A 16218-nucleotide genomic window follows, 5' to 3' on the forward strand; every position below is an offset into this window, starting at 1 on the left:
CCATGACTTCTCCCGCTCCATTCTTCCGCCCCCGCCGAGTTCGACAGTCCGCTGCGATGCGTGGCCTCGTCCGCGAAACTCGAGTGAGCGCCCAGCAACTGATCGCACCCGTGTTCGTCCGCGAAGGCATCGACTCTCCCGTGCCGATCACTTCAATGCCCGGCCAGTTCCAGTTCGACATTGATTCGTTGCGTCGCTACGCAGCCGAGTGTGCCGAAGCTGGCATCGGCGGGATTGACCTGTTTGGTGTCCCCGAGATGCGTGATCCGACCGGTTCGCAGGCGTGGGCAGAAGACGGGATTCTGAACCGTGGCATCACTGCCATTGCCGAAGAAGTGGGCGACGCACTCGTCATCTGTGCCGACACCTGCCTCGACGAATTCACTGACCATGGGCACTGCGGTGTCCTCGACGAACAGGGCCGCGTTGACAACGATCCAACCTTAGACCTGTACGTCAAGATGGCTCTGTCTCAGGCTGAATCCGGCGCCCACATGGTGTCCCCATCGGGGATGATGGACGGCCAGGTGCGCGCAATCCGCGAAGCGCTTGACGATAATGGGCACGCAGACGTTGCCATCCTTGCCTACTCGGCAAAGTACGCGTCCGCGTTCTACGGCCCATTCCGCGAAGCCGTCGACTCGACCCTGAAAGGCGACCGTCGCACCTACCAGCAGGATCCCGCGAACAAGCGCGAAGGCGTGCGCGAGGTTCTGCTCGACATCGAGGAAGGGGCTGACATCGTCATGGTCAAGCCCGCGCTTGCCTACCTTGATGTTTTGGCTGAAGTCGCTTCACTGTCGAGCGTCCCAGTCGCCGCCTACCAGGTGTCCGGCGAATACGCCATGGTCGAAGCAGCCGCCGCAAACGGGTGGATCAACCGCGATGCCATCATCGACGAATCCATCACCGCGATCGTGCGCGCAGGCGCTGACATGGTGCTCACCTATTGGGCGCTTGAAGTTGCCAAGCGCTTTCGAAAGTAAACCCGCGCACCACCCAGCGACACCCGGCAACTGCGCAAAACAGCGCGAAACTGACCAGCCTCGTCAATTTCTATACGACGTTAGACTCATGAATATACGGAGAACCCGATGACCACCAACGAAGAACTATTCACCCGTGCTTTAGGCGTGATTCCCGGCGGAGTTGATTCTCCCGTGCGCGCGTACGGATCCGTCGGCGGCGTCCCGCCGTTCATCACATCCGCGAAGGGCGCATATGTGAAGGACGCGACTGGGCGCACATACGTGGACCTGGTGTGTTCGTGGGGACCCGCCCTGCTGGGACACTCGCACCCAGCAGTCATCGAAGCCGTTCAGAAGGCGGCAGCGAAAGGCTTGTCGTTTGGTGCGCCGACCGAGGCGGAAGTTGAACTCGCCGAACTGATCCGTTCCAGGGTGAGCGCCGCCGAGCGCGTCCGTTTCGTCTCCACCGGCACTGAAGCCACCATGACCGCCATGCGTCTGGCACGCGGAGCGACCGGTCGCGACCTGATCGTGAAGTTTGCCGGCTGCTACCACGGGCATTCTGACGCCTTGCTTGCGGCCGCCGGATCGGGTGTTGCTACCGGAGGTTTGCCCGGATCCGCGGGCGTGCCGACTGCGGTCACCGCTCAGACGATCGTGTTGCCCTACCACGATGAGGTGGCCCTCGAAGAATGCTTTGCCACCCGCGGTCAAGAAATTGCCGCCGTCATCTGCGAAGGTGCGCCGGCCAATATGGGCGTCGTTGATCCCGGATCGTTCAACCTAGCGATTCGTCGCGTCACTGAAAAGTACGGTGCGCTGATGATCTTGGACGAGGTATTGACCGGCTTCCGCGTTTCCGCCGGCGGAATGTGGGGCTTGCGTTCAGCATCCGAAGGTGGTTGGGCACCCGATCTTTTCGCGTTCGGGAAGGTTGTCGGTGGCGGTATGCCACTGGCGGCGGTCGGCGGACGCGCAGATGTGATGAACCTGCTGGCTCCGCTCGGTCCCGTCTATCAGGCAGGAACCCTGTCCGGCAATCCGCTGGCGACCGCAGCCGGTATTGCCACCCTGAAGCTTGCCAATCAGGGCGTGTACGACCATGTTGACTCAGCCGCGCAGACGGTCATCGACATCGTGTCGTCCGCCCTTGTCGCCGAGGGTGTCCCCTTCGGCATTCAGCGCGCCGGTTCACTGTTCTCCATCGCATTTGGGGACGAGGCCGCGCAGGCTCCACTGATCAACTACGCCCAAATGCAGGCTCAGGACACGTGGCGTCACCCGGCGTTCTTCCACGCTTTCCTTGATGCCGGCGTTTCCTTGCCACCGTCGCTCTTCGAAGCGTGGTTCGTGTCAGCCTCGCATGGCGAACGGGAGTTTGAAGCAATTGCCGCGGCGGCTCCCATAGCGGCGCGCGCAGCGGCACGCGCCGTAAAGCCACAGTGAGGGCTCGCCGCGCCCCCACAATCTGACGAGACTATCAGAGCACTACCCCCTGATAGGGCGTGCCCGCTACCTGGTTTCCCCGACAGCGGGCACGTCTTTCTAGACGCTTCTTCTACGCGAGTATCTTGAGGGAGCTACGGCTTAGAAGGGCGCGTAGAAGTCACGACTCATAAAAGCGCCGTAGCCCGCGGAGGCATTCCAACACAGCACACGTATGCCCTATACGCCACGGTGTCCCCGCCGACTTGCTCATCAGCGGGGACACCGTGCGCTCAATGCGTGAAAACAGCAACCAGATTGGCCTACTTCAGACGCTGGCCTTCCCTGTAGACCTCAGCAACCTCAAAGCCCTCGGTAAAGACAACGGCATTCAGGACGACACCAGGCTCGAAAGTAAGGGTCACGCCAGCGCGTCCCTCGATTCCGAGCACCGCGGCGGGCGCACCAACGCCTGCGCGAACAACCTGTTCAATGCTCAAGAATCCGCCTCGCACCAAGCGTTGCAGTTCCTCGGCGATACGAGCCGTGCCACCGGCAATCGTGTCCGTTCCTGCAAGAACAGCAACACCGTCAGTGATGTCCACGTCCAAGCCACCTAGCTGGTAATGACCGTCGGGCATACCAGCGCCCGCCATCGCGTCGGTCACGAAGACAACGCCGTGTGGGTTTTCAGGCTCGACGAAGCGGACGACGTCAGACACCAAGTCAGCGTCCACGTGGATCGTGTCAGCAACCAGTTCAACAGCGACCTCACCCGCACGAGCAGCAGCGAGCAGTTCCCGGACAGGACCGGGAGCACGGTGCGTGATCCCAGGCATTGCGTTGAACAGATGCGTCGCAGTCTGTGGCAGAGTATTGAATCCGATCTGCTTCGCGTAGGCGGTCGTCTCGGCGATGACCTCGCGAGTACGAGACCCCGACGACACCGTGTGCCCCCACGACGGGATTGCGCCGTAGTCCAACAGGAGCTTCGCAGCCTCGGTAGCACCTTCCACTTCGGGAGCGATCGTCATCGAACGAATGTAACCCTTGCCCGCTTCAAGCCACGTGCGTAGCTCATCAATGTCGGGGTTACGTACCGCTTCCGGATTCTGCGCACCACACTTGTGAGGCGAAATGTACGGGCCCTCCATGTGGATGCCAATCAGATCACCGGACTCGCAGGCTACGACGAGTTCGCGGATCGCCGGCAATGGGTCCACCAACGACACCGTTGACGCCAGCATTGCCGTCGTCCCCATCTGACGGTGAGCGTTGATCACCGTCATGATCTTTTCAAACGTCGGCTCATCCGGGAACGAGCATCCCCCGCCACCGTGGCAGTGAATGTCAATGAAACCCGGAGTAATCCAGCCCTTCACGGACTCGTCATACGGCAGAACCTCGACAACGCGACCATCCTTCACAACCAGGCCGGAACCACGCGTGTGACCGTCAGCGTCCAGTACCTGCCCGGTTAGAGTGACGACAGAGTCCTCGTCGACCAGTCCGTTGACTGGGAGTGCACCCGCGGCGCTCATCGCAGGATCTCCCACGCGTTCGTGTACACCTCCTTGTGGGCGAGCTTTGAGGCAGCCGCTTCGTCGAGCAGAACCGTGACGCTGGGGTGCCTCTGGATGATGGACGCCGGCCAGAGAGCCGAAACGCCACCCTCGATCATCGCTGCAACCGCGTCAGCTTTGCCTTCTCCGGTGACGATCATCAGCAGGTGCTTCGCATCCATGATCGTGCCCAGGCCCTGCGTCATGCAACGAGTCGGAACCTGGCTCACGTCGCCGTCGAAGAAACGAGAGTTATCTTCGCGAGTCTGCTTGGTCAACGCATCAACGTGCGTGCGCGACACCAGCGAACCACCCGGTTCATTGAAGCCGATATGACCATCTGAACCGATGCCGAGGATCTGCAGGGTCACGCCACCAGCAGCCTTGATTGCCTCGTCATAGTCTTTCGCTGCAGCCTCAAGATCGTCGGCGAAACCGTTGGGAACATTGAGGTTTTCTTCGGTCAGGCCGGTCTTGTCATCACCGACGAGCTCGCGGGACAGTACCTTACGGTAGCCCTCTGGATGGTCCTCGGCGATGCCGACATACTCGTCAAGCGCGAACGCCTTGAAATCCGTTAGAGAGAACGTCCCCGCTGCGTGAGCATCGCGAATACGAGCATAAAGAGCCAAGGGAGTAGAACCCGTAGCAACACCCAGCGTCTTCACGTCGGCGACCGACAGGACATCAATCAATTCCTTGATAGCGACGTCTGCAACTTCGTCAGCCGTCTTGAAAATACCGATCTGCATGGTGTGGGACTCCTTTGATGACCCAAGTGCGTCTTTTAACCGATGCCATCAGTTTATGATTTGGACGATTGTCGCGGAATACGTTCACCGCATGTGCGAAGCGCGGTGGAATTATGCCCATAACGTAACGCCAATCACGCCACAGGAACCGGCGACCACAACACAACCCCGCCATTCGTTGAAATGGACTAGCCCCAAAAATTGGACTGGTTTCAGTCTAGGCGGTTAGCGCTTCAAGGGCGGAGACGGCGGGATTCGAACCCGCGGTACGCTTCAACACGTACACACCCTTAGCAGGGGTGCGCTTTCAGCCACTCAGCCACGTCTCCAGTACGGAAGTACCCACTAATCCTAACGGGTTTCGATGCCGTGAGGGAAATTGGCGCATCGAAATCACATTACGAAAGCATGGCACTCCCCGATGGAGAGAACTCGGCTCAGTCGAGCCGAGTTCTCTCGTCCTCAGGAACGATCAACTGTTACGAACGATCAACCGTTACCGAGTCTTCATCCTTGCGACGACGAGATATCAGTGCACCAACACCCGCTAGACCAACAAGCACTGCCACTCCGAGAAGTCCCACAATCGATGCACCAGTGAGTGCAAGCGTGGATTCAGCTTTCTTCATCGGCCTCCCACTCAATGGTGTAGCCACTTCGTTTTTCCCACCGCTAGGCTTTGCCACCGCAAGTGCACGAATAGTTACCGGCTCTTGCATGGACTGCTCGAAAAGAATCTGAAGCGTCTGAGTTGCAGGGACCTTCACCGTAGGCTTCAAGATCTGGGTCGGTAGCTTCGCACTCCACGTGTCTCCATCAACCGTTCCAGCAACCGGCTGATCGTCAACTTCAAGCATTGGAGCTTTAACTGCACACGCTTGAACCTTGGACTGATCTGCAACTGCACCCAGGGTTAAGGTAGCTTGGATCTGCGGGTCATCCTTTGAATCCAGCAGAACGTAGTCGGGCTTCTTCTTGGAAACACACGCAAGGTTTGCTTCGCCAGGAGCGCCCTTGCCATCCACCTTCGGAAGGTAGAGCGGATCGGGCGAGCAGGTTCCCTCCGCATCATTATTAAGCGAAGCAGTCCAGTTCGTTGATTCGATACCTGCATGCTTAATCGTCAGATATGTAACGTAAAGATCCGCCTGGGGGTTAGCAACTTGCTCAGCATTGGCGACAAGTTCGAAAGAGGCTTCTTCACCTTCGGTGACACTCTTTTGGGTTTGCCCCGTTATCCCCTTGTACTGCCAACGATCCTTGGTTTGGTGAGTAACGGTTGCAGTGCCCGACAGTTCAGCTTTTGAGGACTCCACAGTCACCGATTGCTGGGACTTCGAATCAATGTCGCACAACGCGTTTACGGTCGGGGCAACAGGAGCCTTTGCGCTGGTTGCGACCGTGAACGAGGGGACGTTTGCCAGATCCTTACCGTCAACGTTCACCACCGGCGTGTGCGTTTCAGTCATGTCGTGATCTGCCGGAGCGGTGCGAGTGACGCTCACCGTTGCAGTCCAGACATTGTTTTCAATAGTGCCAGTGGCACGCTTCCCATCGATCGTAACGACGGGGTCAGCAGGAAAAACAGGTTTGCCCGGCTCCGGTTGGGCTTGCGAGGCAATCTGCCAGGCTCCATACCTTTCATAACCCCACTCTGACGCGGGATTATGGTATGCACTGAGCCAGTAGGCGTTGTCGGGAAGCGTGCACGTTACCTCAACAGTTGATCCTTCGGGCATCTTTTGGCTGGCAGGAGTACAGGTTGCAGGCAGATGCTTCCGGTCCTTGGTGTCGATAAGAAACTCGACGTCGTAGTTAGTGAGTCGCCCCTTTTCGTTTTCGACGACGAATGTTGCCTTCTTTTCTTCCTTCACCTGCTGAAGCGGGATCGACACGGTGTAGTCAACGCTGACGTCTGCTTTCGGTTCAACGTCGAAACGGCTGGCGGCAAGTGGCTGGACGGTAGCGTCGCCGAGAGCCATTATGGGTCCCGGCTGAGTGTCAGCGTAGCGCGCACGCATGGTTCCGAACATGCTCGAAGCCGGGCTGTATCGGTCGCCGGTCAGGTTCGCCCCGGCCGCCCATGCCGTCGGGGTGACTAGGATGCTGGTAGCAAGAACCACACATGTAGCGACTCCAGCAACACGCAGTTGAACTTTCATGTCTACTCTCATTTCTGGGACTTTTTAGGCATGGCTACATTACATTAGGCTCACCTTATTTCAAAGGTGAAGGCACGCATCTATCCGCGCACCCTGACCCAAATAAAGCCCGTCCAGCACCCCTAAGATTCGGGCATTAGCCCTCATTAGCCCCAAGATCCAGCCCGCCGTAACACACCCGCCCCTCCAGATCAGAAAGATCAACAAGGGCAGAGTTTTGGTTCCACACGTGCATGGGCATCCACCGCACGTTTTGTTTGACCCATTGGTTGAGGCGAAGTTGTCGGAAGGTGTTTTCTTCAGCTGGTTTTGAAGGGTCCTGGGTTTTGTTCCTCGGTTTTATCGAGGAGGATAAGGGCTATGGCCCAACATTATTCGCAAGAGTTCAAAGCTTGAGCAGTGTGTCTTGTCAAGGAGCGGTTAAAACAGGACCCGGCATTGTCCATGAGGGTGTCAGTGGCGTGCGTCGGGGCAGATCCCCGATCACTACTCAGCCCACACACGTACCGGATAGGCGACCAGACCTTATGGAGCGTAACTTCCGCGCTAAGCACCCCCATCAGCTCTGGGTTGCTGATATTACCTATGTCCGCACCCGGGCCGGGTTCGTTTACACAGCGTTTGTCACCGATGTATTCTCACGCATGATTGTGGGCTGGTCCACCTGATCAACCATGCGAACCGAGGCATTGCCATTGGAAGCCCTTGATCAGGCGATTAGCCAGGCCAAAGGGGAATCTCGCCTCGCTGGCCCACCACAGTGATCATGGCTCTCAGTACGTCTCCAGCGCTTATGGAAGTTTGCTTGCCGAGCATAGTATCGCCTCGTCCACTGGAACAGTTGGAGACTCTTACGATAACGCTCTAGCAGAAACAATCAACAGGCTATACAAAACCGAGCTGATCTACTCCCAGACCTGAGCAGGAGTGACGGAGGTCGAGTTCGCGACAATAAACTGGGTCCACTGATGGAACACCACTAGGCTCCACAAAGCTCTTGAGCACCACACCCCAACCAAGATCATCACAACTTATAACCAGACCCACGCCAGACAACTGGCACCCAATTTAAGAAGCAGAACAAAACCCAAGACACTTCATTTCGCGCTCAAATTGACATGAGGCACCACGTACTTTTCATGACAGAAGTAGTATTTAGAAATTACAGATAGACCCGGTAGCGTCTTCGCCACAACGACTGCACACAAGATCTCAGGGCAGCAGTAACCACGGACATTTTCTGGGGATACTTTCAGGGTAGAAAATCTACCTTTGAGGACGGGCGGGAGGCTCAAAACCCTCCCGCTTGGCGTGGGTTTTATACCGCTTAGTCCAGATTACTTGTACTGCCGGCAATAAGGCTTTTAACTGTAAGTAGCAGATACACAAACATCCTGGTTTTACGCAATATTGCTGGTTAATACGAGAGGAAAGGAATTGGAACGGAATGAAATTCACGCTCACGATTGATCCCGCCGTAACCGAAACTATCGTGACGGTAACGGCGCGGGAGGTCGATGCTGAGGTGCAAGCGATTCAAAGGCTTGCTTCCGGTAGCCTAGATAGCTCTTCCTCCCCCGCAGTCGAGCGCCCGCTTCGCCGCCTCATCGGGACAAGTGGCAATGACGCCACGGTGTTGGAAGTGCGTGCGATCCTCGCGTTCTTTACTGAAAAGAAAGCGGTGTTTGCCCACACCAGTAAGGGTGATTGGCGGATCAAAGCCCGAATGTACGAACTCGAAGAATCTCTACCTGCAGGCGATTTCGTACGTATTTCACAATCGGAGATTGTCAATATTGCCGCGATTAAGAAACTTGATCTTTCTTTCTCGGGAACGATTAGTGTGCAGCTAAAAGATGGCTCGCGCTATTACGTCTCCCGCCGACAACTTCCAGCTTTCAAAGCCAAACTTGGAATCTAACCCCCGCAGAAAACCCCTAACTCACGCAAAGGATAAAACCCATGGACACTAAAAGCATAATTGGTCTCACCCTGGTAGGGGCTTGCATTGGGATCACTATCGGCACCAGTATCGAACTTATTTTTTCTTCTCTTTCCTCCTCTAGCTATTACCCGGGAGCTCCAGAATTCTTAAACAGTTTTGGAAACGAAAACGTGGCAGTATTGATTGAGCGGCTTATTTACGCAGCCTACGGCATAATCAGCAGCTTCGCGGGGTTGCTTTATCGTAACGAAACCCGCCCGCTTATCCTCAATACCGCCCTGCATTTCGGGATCGTACTTATCTGTGGCATCGCAGCTGGCAGTTACCTTAAATGGTGGAGCTCTAGCTTCGATATGCTCGGCGTAATCATCACAATAGTGCTTATCTATCTACTGATTTGGCTATTCAATTGGCTAGCGGCTCGCGCCGAAGTCAAAAAGATGAACCAAAAATTGCGATAAAGCCGGGTTAAGCACCACCCCATCGACGACAACGAGGTGCACAAAAAAGTGTCGTGACATTGCAAACGCAATGTCACGACACATACCAGAGCGGAGGGCGAGGGATTCGAACCCCCGGTGCCATTGCTGACACAACGGTTTTCAAGACCGTCACCTTCGGCCACTCGGTCAGCCCTCCAGTGGGATTCAGAGTACATGAAAAACATTCAAACTCAGAACCGAACAAACACCTGGGGCCGCGGAATGCATCATGATGACACAATCCGTGGCCCCACGGTAAGCGAGAAGATCAGTCAAGCGTGGCCGGCCTCGTCAATCAGTAACGGAGCCACCACCCCACTGAGATTCTCAGTGGCGGAAGTGGAACAGGTTCCACGACTTCTTATCCGACGGCGCCTCTTCCGGATGATCCAACAGTCCGCGCGACAGGGAGGACGCGTAGGGCGGCCAGAGCGGAACTCGGACGGCAAGCATCGCCTGAACAGCGTGGTACACATCCCAGCGCGACGACTTCGCCGCAACAACGGACTGGTTGTGTGCGTCGAGGCGACGAACCCAGCGTCCCGGCTGAGAAATCAGGTAGTCATTAGCGAAATCAAGGAAGGAACGGTAGCAGTGTTCGAAGTGCTCAACCTCGCCGGGAGTGACGCCGTCATCTAGGTAGGCACGACGCAGGGACGCCGCCGCGGTAATGCCCTCACAGACAACCCACTGCTGGTGTTCATCTTCCCCTGGGACGGTCTCACCCATGGCATCAACGCAGGTGGCGAAACCGGGTTCGCCATCGCAACGACGCCAACCATCAACGCGGGCGCGTTCAAATAGTTCGAGGCCCATTTCCATCAGATAGTCGGGCACGGTGCGATCCATGGAACGTAGGCCGGCACGAATCTGCAGGGCAAGGCGCGACCACTGCAGAGCATGGCCGGTGACGTAGCCGTGGTAGACGCGACGCCCGTCGGTCTGCCCCTGAGGTTCTCCGGTCAGCGGCCGCCATGAGTTGTCGTAGTACTCGGGCAGGCGCCAGTTGTTTGTGGACGCGGTGCGATACGCGAAGGCCGCCATCGCTTCGGCGCGTTCGAGCCAGACGGGGTCGGTGGTCGCTTCGGCGGCAGCAAGGTAGGCCTCGGCGGTGTGAAGCAGAGTGCCCATAGTGCGTACCGGCAACGCTTGCGTGAATGCTTCGTCGAATTGATCAACGACTAGGCCATTTGGTTCGATCCAGTGGCGTTCTTGGTCGTGGAGCAGGGTGGTCAGCAATTCGTGGGCAGCCGGGCGGTTGGCGACCGCGGCTGCGGCAACACCAAGGATCACGTACGCGTTGTGGTACTGCGACTTGTCACGGACGCCGTCATCCCACGGGACGCCGTGTCCGTCGGCGTCAGGGTCAGACTTGATGGAGGTCCACATGCCCCCGTTGACAGGGTCAACGAAGTAGCGATTCATACACTTGATGGCATGGTCGGCGTAGCGACGTGTGCCAGGCAGGCCCATCAGAACACCCAGCGAGAAGACGTATGCCATTCGCGCGGTGACGGCAAGGTCGATGCTTCGGGTCGGGTCAGGTTCGCCCTGATCGGTCAGATGCGCGAAGCCCGTGGGCACAATCGCCCCTTCTGCTTCGGCGATTAACGCTTGCATTTGGGCTGATAGCCACCTGTTGTGCTCAATAGAGTCGAACCACCCCACGAGGGCCTCCTGCATCATCTTCGTTGCATGGTCACGTACGCGCACCGGAGTGACCGGCGTTACATATACTAACGGTATTGGTGCCTCGTCTGCGAATTCGGTTCACGAATACTGTCACTTTTCGCTTTTCATTCATCGACGAGGCCGGCTCCACTTACCTATTCACCTACCCATTTTGTTTCGCCAGTCGAAAATGGCTCCCCATTTCGGCGCACGAGTGTCAGACTGTGACCATGCATGAAAGAGCTGGCACCATCGCCCTTCCAGAAGACCTCATTAACGTCGACGAGGTCGTTTCCGCTTACTACGACATCGAGCCCAATCCGGCCAAGGTCGAACAGCGCGTCTCATTCGGTACGTCCGGTCACCGCGGATCGAGCCTGAATGGCACCTTTAATGAAGCACACATCGTTGCAACCACCGCGGCGATCGTTGAGTACCGTGCAGCCCAGGGTTTTGATGGCCCGCTGTTTATCGGTCGCGATACCCACGCTTTAAGCGAGCCCGCCTGGCGCACCGCTCTTGAAGTTCTGGCTGCCGCCGGTGTGCGCGTGAAGATTGATGCTCGTAATTCCTACACGCCCACCCCGGCGGTTTCTGTTGCCATCCTTGGCGCCAATGGCGCGCCCAAGGCTCTGCGTACATCCGGCCCGGGCTTGGCTGATGGCATTGTTGTTACCCCGTCACACAATCCGCCGCGCGATGGTGGTTTCAAGTACAACCCGCCTCACGGCGGCCCGGCTGATACGGACGCCACCGGTTGGATCGCGAACCGCGCAAACCAGATCCTCGAAGATGGCTGGCGCAAGGTTCCGCGCATCATCGGCACCTCGTTGTTCAACGATGAGCACCTGGAGAAGTTCGACTACCTGACCTACTACGTCGACCAGCTGGATACCGTCATTGATATTGACGCGATTCGTCGCGCCAATGTTCGTATCGGTGCCGATCCGCTGGGTGGCGCATCGGTTGACTACTGGGCAGCGATTGCTGAGCGTTACGACCTGGACCTGACGGTTGTGAACCCGACCGTTGATCCGGCGTGGCCGTTGATGACGCTGGACTGGGATGGCAAGATCCGCATGGACTGCTCATCCCCGTATGCAATGGCCTCCCTGCGCCAGGTAATGACGCCGGACGCTAATGGCAAGACTCCGTATGACATTGCTACCGGTAACGATGCTGACTCGGACCGTCACGGCATCGTCACCCCCGACGGTCTGATGAACCCGAACCACTACTTGGCAGTTGCGATCGAGTACCTGTTCACGCACCGCCCGAACTGGCCGACGGATGCTGCGATCGGCAAGACGCTTGTTTCATCGTCGCTGATTGACCGCGTTGCTGAATCCATCGGCCGAAAGCTGATCGAGGTTCCGGTTGGCTTCAAGTACTTCGTCCCCGGTCTGCTTGATGCGTCGGTCGCTTTTGGTGGCGAGGAATCTGCCGGAGCTTCCTTCCTGCGCAAGGATGGCACGGTCTGGTCGACGGATAAGGATGGCATCATCCTTGCTCTGCTGGCTTCCGAAATCACGGCTGTCACCGGTAAGACACCGTCGCAGTTGCACGATGATCAGGTTGCTCGCTTCGGCGCTTCGGCCTACGCCCGTATTGATGCGGTTGCGAGCCGTGAAGAGAAGGCAAAGCTTGCAGCCCTGTCATCTGACGACGTGACTGCGACGGAGCTTGCTGGCGAGGCCATCACCGCGAAGCTGGTGCGCGCCCCGGGTAACGACGCTGCGATCGGTGGTCTGAAGGTGACAACCGAGTCCGCATGGTTCGCCGCTCGCCCGTCCGGCACCGAGGACGTCTACAAGATCTACGCCGAGTCCTTCAAGGGGGCCGAGCATCTTGCCCAGGTCCAGGAGGCCGCGAAGAAGGTTGTGTCTGATGCCCTTAGCTAAGTCTGAGTAGCAAGACATTCGCTTGACGAGGCCGTCGGGATTCAGCAGAATCCCGACGGCCTCCTGTGTTGCGAAACCGATCTGTCCCTGCAGGGATACTCACCGCCACATGGGCTAAGAAGGCACAGCTCAGTAGCCCCATTAAGAACGGCCTTGCCGTGACAGCTTCGCCCCCGCTATCAGCCGCGCAAATCCTTACACCCATGCCTACCGACACCTACATAGAAAACGCCTGGAAACAAGCCAGCCTGAAACACCAAACCGACGGAGTTATCCCACAATGGGCAGATGCCATCGCATGAAACGAACTACACCACTCCACCCCATACAACAACGCCTGGGACTACCCCCCCCAGCAACACAATTTGTCCTATAACCCAAAACTTGCCACCGTCCCTCCCGACATCATGACCTTCAACGGCACCGCATTCCAATACAAGGCTCACCCACTGCAGGTCCACGTCAGCAAGCGCATCCGCGTGTGGTTCCTCGAAGCGGCCACGACAACTTCGTCAGCCACGCCATGAGTTACGCCGAAAAGGGCCAGCAAGAAACCTTCGAGGTCACCGAATAGGGGTGAGCAACCCCTCCATGAGACCAGTTCGCCACATCGATAGAATGCAAAGGTGTTCAAGTCATACGCGGAAGTCCTACGCCTCAACAGCGCATGGAAATTCTCGATCTCCGGGCTCATCCTGCGACTGCCCATGTCGATGATCGGTATATCCATCATCCTACTGATCAAGGCAACCTACGGTAACTACAGCCTTGCTGGCCTAGTATCCGCCGTGAACATCATCGCGACAGCTCTGGCCGCACCCACACTGTCCCGACTGGTCGACCAATACGGCCAAACAAAAATCATGGTGCCGTCCCTGATCATTTCTGTCGCTAGCGTGTCCGGCATGCTTGCGGTCGCACTGCTTCATGCGTATCCCGGCCTCGTCTGCCTTTTCGCAGCACTTGCCGGAGCGACCTGGGGATCCCCATCCGCGCTCGTCCGCTCACGCTGGGCAAAAACCGTACAACGCCCCCGCCAACTCACCACCGCATACGCCTACGAATCCGCGATGGACGAAGTCGTCTACACGCTCGGCCCTGTACTCTCAACAGTCCTGGGCACCGTTTTCCACCCGGCACTCGGCATCATCCTGATCGTCGTCTTTGTCCTCATCGGAGGCATCGGATTCTTTAGCCAGCGCGCAACCGAACCTGAGCCCTCGCCTCGACCTACCGGTCACCGCCGTTCATCCGTGATCCGTACACCCGCCGTCATTGTCCTCGCCCTTACCTACGTCGGCGCTGGCATGATGTTCGGAGCAAACGACGTTGCCGTCGTCGACTTCGCGGACGCACTCGGCTACCCCGCAATGTCGGGCGTCCTGCTCGCACTCTTCTCGCTGGGATCAATGTTCGCTGCGCTCGTCTACGGTTCGCGCACCTGGCAAGCCCCCATGTGGAAGCTCTACGCGATCGGCGTCTTCGCGCTCGCCATCGGGTCAAGCATGTACCTTCTGGCACACTCACTCCCCGTCATGGCCGTCATCATGCTGATCGCAGGCGTCGCATGCGCGCCCACCATGACGAACGTCAATATGATCGTCGCGCGAGTCGTCCCCTCTGAATCCCTCACCGAAGGACTCACCTGGATGTCGACCTCCCTCAACCTCGGCTTGTCCATCGGGTCAGCTCTTGCCGGCCCTGCCATCGACACGCGCGGATCGTACGGCGGATATCTGTTCATGGTGGTCGCAGCCTGGCTAATGGTGCTGCTCATGCTGGCTGGACTGAAGATCGTGCGTAACGCGACGAGTGGCGCAACCTCGACTGCCGAAGTGGCACCCGTGCCAGACGAAAGCAACACCCCCTCCGCGTCGGGCCATGCAACGCAGGAGCAGGACGCGGACGGGCAACAAATCGGGCACAATGGAAGCTGACCCTCAGGAGATACATGCTCGCCGAACCGCTTATCGATGACGAAACCCCGTCATTTCTGCTCGCACTGACCTCGTCAGTTGGCGAGGCAAGCTCCCGTATCCTCGCACGCGCATTGGAAGAGTGGGGCTTCATCCCCGGCATTGTCGGCTTCGGTGGGCACGGTTCCACGCGCAGAGCGCGCATCCTGGGGCGCGTGCTCATGGAACGCACCGCCGACCAGCGTTCGTGGCTGGCCGAGCGACGCGGGTGGCGCCAGTTCTTTGATGCCCAGGTTCCTCGTCAGCCTGTTCTGGTCACGGTTGGTTGCCAACGTCGAATTACTTTCGCTGATCGCGGTGGCTACATTGACCTGACCGTCGAGGGGCATGGTCTGACGCCGGGCTGGCATGACGCGTGGATGCAGGTTCTACACGAGGGGGATCTTCATACCCTAGGCATCGGCGAGGGCGAGAGTCTGACAACGCAAGATGCCCTCCGCCTGTCGGGGCAGACGGGACACGGGTCGCAGAGGATCCGCGCGGGGAAGCCCGTTTGCGTTTCCCTACGCATCGCTGGTGATAACGAAAAGTACGGCGTCGTGTCTGACATTGATGACACGGTGATGGTGACGATGCTCCCGCGTTTGGTCACTGCCGCGAAGCATTCCTTCGTTGACCGTGTGTCGTCGCGAGAGGCTGTTCCTGGGATGGCGGGCTTCCTGACGTGTTTAGCGGACATGGCGCACCGCCAAGCTTCGGCTCACTCGCACGCCTCCCACCCCCAAACCAAGGACAAGCAAACTCTCGTAACTTCGGCTGAATCGACAACCCCCCAGACTTGCGTCGACTCCCAGCACGAGGCGTTGCACGCTCCTCTTATCTACCTGTCGACGGGTGCGTGGAATGTTGTGCCCGCACTTCGCGACTTTCTGGATCGCCTGAATTATCCGCGTGGCGGGTTCTTGATGACGGATTTTGGGCCGTCGAATACGGGTTGGTTCCGCTCGGGTTTTGAGCATAAGCGTCGCGAGTTGCGAAGGCTTGCTCGGATGTTCCCGTCGATGAAGTGGTATTTGGTTGGCGATGATGGGCAGCGCGATCCGGAGATTTACGCTGAGTTCGCGCGTGAGCACCCTGAGAATGTTGCGGGGATTGCGATCCGCTCATTGTCGGAGATTGAGCAGTTCATGTCGCACGGTACTTTCGAATGCCTGTATCCGGATGCGTTACGCACAGTGCCGAGTTCGATTCCGGTGTGGTTCGGCTCAGACGGGGACGCGTTGGGAGAACATTTCCGTTCCGTGTTCTAGGGTGCTGGGATACGAGGCCGCGCCTACATCTTCAGCTTGAATACCTACTCTGGGCGCGATAGGAAACTGGATATTACCCGGATAAATGCGTGGATAGCACGCGTTTTAGCGCAAGAACAGGTAT

The 16218-nt window shown here is 57.9% G+C and carries 12 protein-coding genes and 2 tRNA genes; 8 read left to right on the plus strand and 6 right to left on the minus strand.

Annotation, left to right across the window (positions count from 1 at the left end; translation table 11 throughout):
• The first annotated feature begins 2 nt into the window (after positions 1 to 2).
• Together hemB and hemL are read left to right on the plus strand one after the other, a co-directional pair.
• Positions 3 to 986: a porphobilinogen synthase gene (hemB, locus tag HMPREF9241_RS00995; protein ID WP_006680407.1), complete on the plus strand. Its 984-nt coding sequence runs from the start codon at positions 3 to 5 to the stop codon at positions 984 to 986.
• Positions 987 to 1094: 108 nt separating this feature from the next.
• The gene (gene hemL / locus HMPREF9241_RS01000; RefSeq protein WP_006680408.1) at positions 1095 to 2414 is read left to right on the plus strand and encodes a glutamate-1-semialdehyde 2,1-aminomutase; all 1320 of its coding nucleotides are present in this window, start codon (positions 1095 to 1097) and stop codon (positions 2412 to 2414) included.
• 302 nt (positions 2415 to 2716) lie between these two features.
• On the opposite strand, the gene HMPREF9241_RS01005 is transcribed toward hemL, so the two are convergent.
• The 4 genes from HMPREF9241_RS01005 to HMPREF9241_RS08710 form a co-directional block, all read right to left on the minus strand.
• A complete protein-coding gene (locus HMPREF9241_RS01005; protein WP_243440750.1) occupies positions 2717 to 3949 on the minus strand; it encodes an N-acetylglucosamine-6-phosphate deacetylase in 1233 nt (410 codons plus the stop codon).
• The gene (gene nagB / locus HMPREF9241_RS01010) at positions 3931 to 4707 is read right to left on the minus strand and encodes a glucosamine-6-phosphate deaminase (RefSeq protein WP_006680410.1); all 777 of its coding nucleotides are present in this window, start codon (positions 4705 to 4707) and stop codon (positions 3931 to 3933) included. Before nagB ends, HMPREF9241_RS01005 begins: the two co-directional genes overlap by 19 nt.
• Before the next feature lie 240 nt (positions 4708 to 4947).
• A tRNA-Ser gene (locus HMPREF9241_RS01015) sits at positions 4948 to 5036 on the minus strand.
• 150 nt (positions 5037 to 5186) lie between these two features.
• Positions 5187 to 6869 carry a hypothetical protein gene (locus HMPREF9241_RS08710; RefSeq protein WP_006680411.1) on the minus strand — a complete coding sequence of 561 codons (1683 nt, stop codon included), beginning with the start codon at positions 6867 to 6869 and terminating at the stop codon, positions 5187 to 5189.
• Between the two features lie 527 nt (positions 6870 to 7396).
• Here HMPREF9241_RS08710 and HMPREF9241_RS09755 point away from each other — a divergent pair.
• The 3 genes from HMPREF9241_RS09755 to HMPREF9241_RS01030 all read left to right on the plus strand — a co-directional run bounded on the left by HMPREF9241_RS09755 (position 7397) and on the right by HMPREF9241_RS01030 (position 9275).
• Positions 7397 to 7537, plus strand: coding sequence for a DDE-type integrase/transposase/recombinase (locus HMPREF9241_RS09755; RefSeq protein WP_006680413.1), 141 nt, complete (start codon positions 7397 to 7399; stop codon positions 7535 to 7537).
• A gap of 779 nt (positions 7538 to 8316) precedes the next feature.
• The gene (locus HMPREF9241_RS01025) at positions 8317 to 8790 is read left to right on the plus strand and encodes a LytTR family DNA-binding domain-containing protein (protein WP_006680414.1); all 474 of its coding nucleotides are present in this window, start codon (positions 8317 to 8319) and stop codon (positions 8788 to 8790) included.
• 41 nt (positions 8791 to 8831) lie between these two features.
• A complete protein-coding gene (locus tag HMPREF9241_RS01030; RefSeq protein ID WP_006680415.1) occupies positions 8832 to 9275 on the plus strand; it encodes a DUF3021 domain-containing protein in 444 nt (147 codons plus the stop codon).
• A 91-nt stretch (positions 9276 to 9366) separates the two neighbouring features.
• On the opposite strand, the gene HMPREF9241_RS01035 is transcribed toward HMPREF9241_RS01030, so the two are convergent.
• Together HMPREF9241_RS01035 and HMPREF9241_RS01040 are read right to left on the minus strand one after the other, a co-directional pair.
• A tRNA-Ser gene (locus tag HMPREF9241_RS01035) sits at positions 9367 to 9453 on the minus strand.
• A gap of 170 nt (positions 9454 to 9623) precedes the next feature.
• Positions 9624 to 10964: an AGE family epimerase/isomerase gene (locus HMPREF9241_RS01040; RefSeq protein WP_006680416.1), complete on the minus strand. Its 1341-nt coding sequence runs from the start codon at positions 10962 to 10964 to the stop codon at positions 9624 to 9626.
• Between the two features lie 233 nt (positions 10965 to 11197).
• On the opposite strand from HMPREF9241_RS01040, the gene pgm reads away from it, so the two are divergent.
• From pgm to HMPREF9241_RS01055, 3 genes are all read left to right on the plus strand, one after another.
• Positions 11198 to 12868, plus strand: coding sequence for a phosphoglucomutase (alpha-D-glucose-1,6-bisphosphate-dependent) (gene pgm, locus HMPREF9241_RS01045; RefSeq protein ID WP_040318412.1), 1671 nt, complete (start codon positions 11198 to 11200; stop codon positions 12866 to 12868).
• A gap of 626 nt (positions 12869 to 13494) precedes the next feature.
• A complete protein-coding gene (locus HMPREF9241_RS01050) occupies positions 13495 to 14805 on the plus strand; it encodes an MFS transporter (RefSeq protein ID WP_006680418.1) in 1311 nt (436 codons plus the stop codon).
• 14 nt (positions 14806 to 14819) lie between these two features.
• The gene (locus HMPREF9241_RS01055; RefSeq protein ID WP_006680419.1) at positions 14820 to 16094 is read left to right on the plus strand and encodes an App1 family protein; all 1275 of its coding nucleotides are present in this window, start codon (positions 14820 to 14822) and stop codon (positions 16092 to 16094) included.
• Positions 16095 to 16218: the final 124 nt, after the last annotated feature.

It is taken from the genome of Schaalia turicensis ACS-279-V-Col4, from assembly GCF_000296505.1.
GTDB classification, from domain to species: domain Bacteria; phylum Actinomycetota; class Actinomycetes; order Actinomycetales; family Actinomycetaceae; genus Pauljensenia; species Pauljensenia turicensis_A.

Excerpts from the sequence above, each read along its gene's own strand:
- hemB (WP_006680407.1), top strand. The coding sequence starts at position 3 with ATGACTTCTCCCGCTCCATTCTTCCGCCCCCGCCGAGTTCGACAGTCC.
- hemL (WP_006680408.1), top strand. The coding sequence starts at position 1,095 with ATGACCACCAACGAAGAACTATTCACCCGTGCTTTAGGCGTGATTCCC.
- nagB (WP_006680410.1), bottom strand. The coding sequence starts at position 4,707 with ATGCAGATCGGTATTTTCAAGACGGCTGACGAAGTTGCAGACGTCGCT.
- HMPREF9241_RS08710 (WP_006680411.1), bottom strand. The coding sequence starts at position 6,869 with ATGAAAGTTCAACTGCGTGTTGCTGGAGTCGCTACATGTGTGGTTCTT.
- HMPREF9241_RS09755 (WP_006680413.1), top strand. The coding sequence starts at position 7,397 with ATGGAGCGTAACTTCCGCGCTAAGCACCCCCATCAGCTCTGGGTTGCT.
- HMPREF9241_RS01025 (WP_006680414.1), top strand. The coding sequence starts at position 8,317 with ATGAAATTCACGCTCACGATTGATCCCGCCGTAACCGAAACTATCGTG.
- HMPREF9241_RS01030 (WP_006680415.1), top strand. The coding sequence starts at position 8,832 with ATGGACACTAAAAGCATAATTGGTCTCACCCTGGTAGGGGCTTGCATT.
- pgm (WP_040318412.1), top strand. The coding sequence starts at position 11,198 with ATGCATGAAAGAGCTGGCACCATCGCCCTTCCAGAAGACCTCATTAAC.
- HMPREF9241_RS01055 (WP_006680419.1), top strand. The coding sequence starts at position 14,820 with ATGCTCGCCGAACCGCTTATCGATGACGAAACCCCGTCATTTCTGCTC.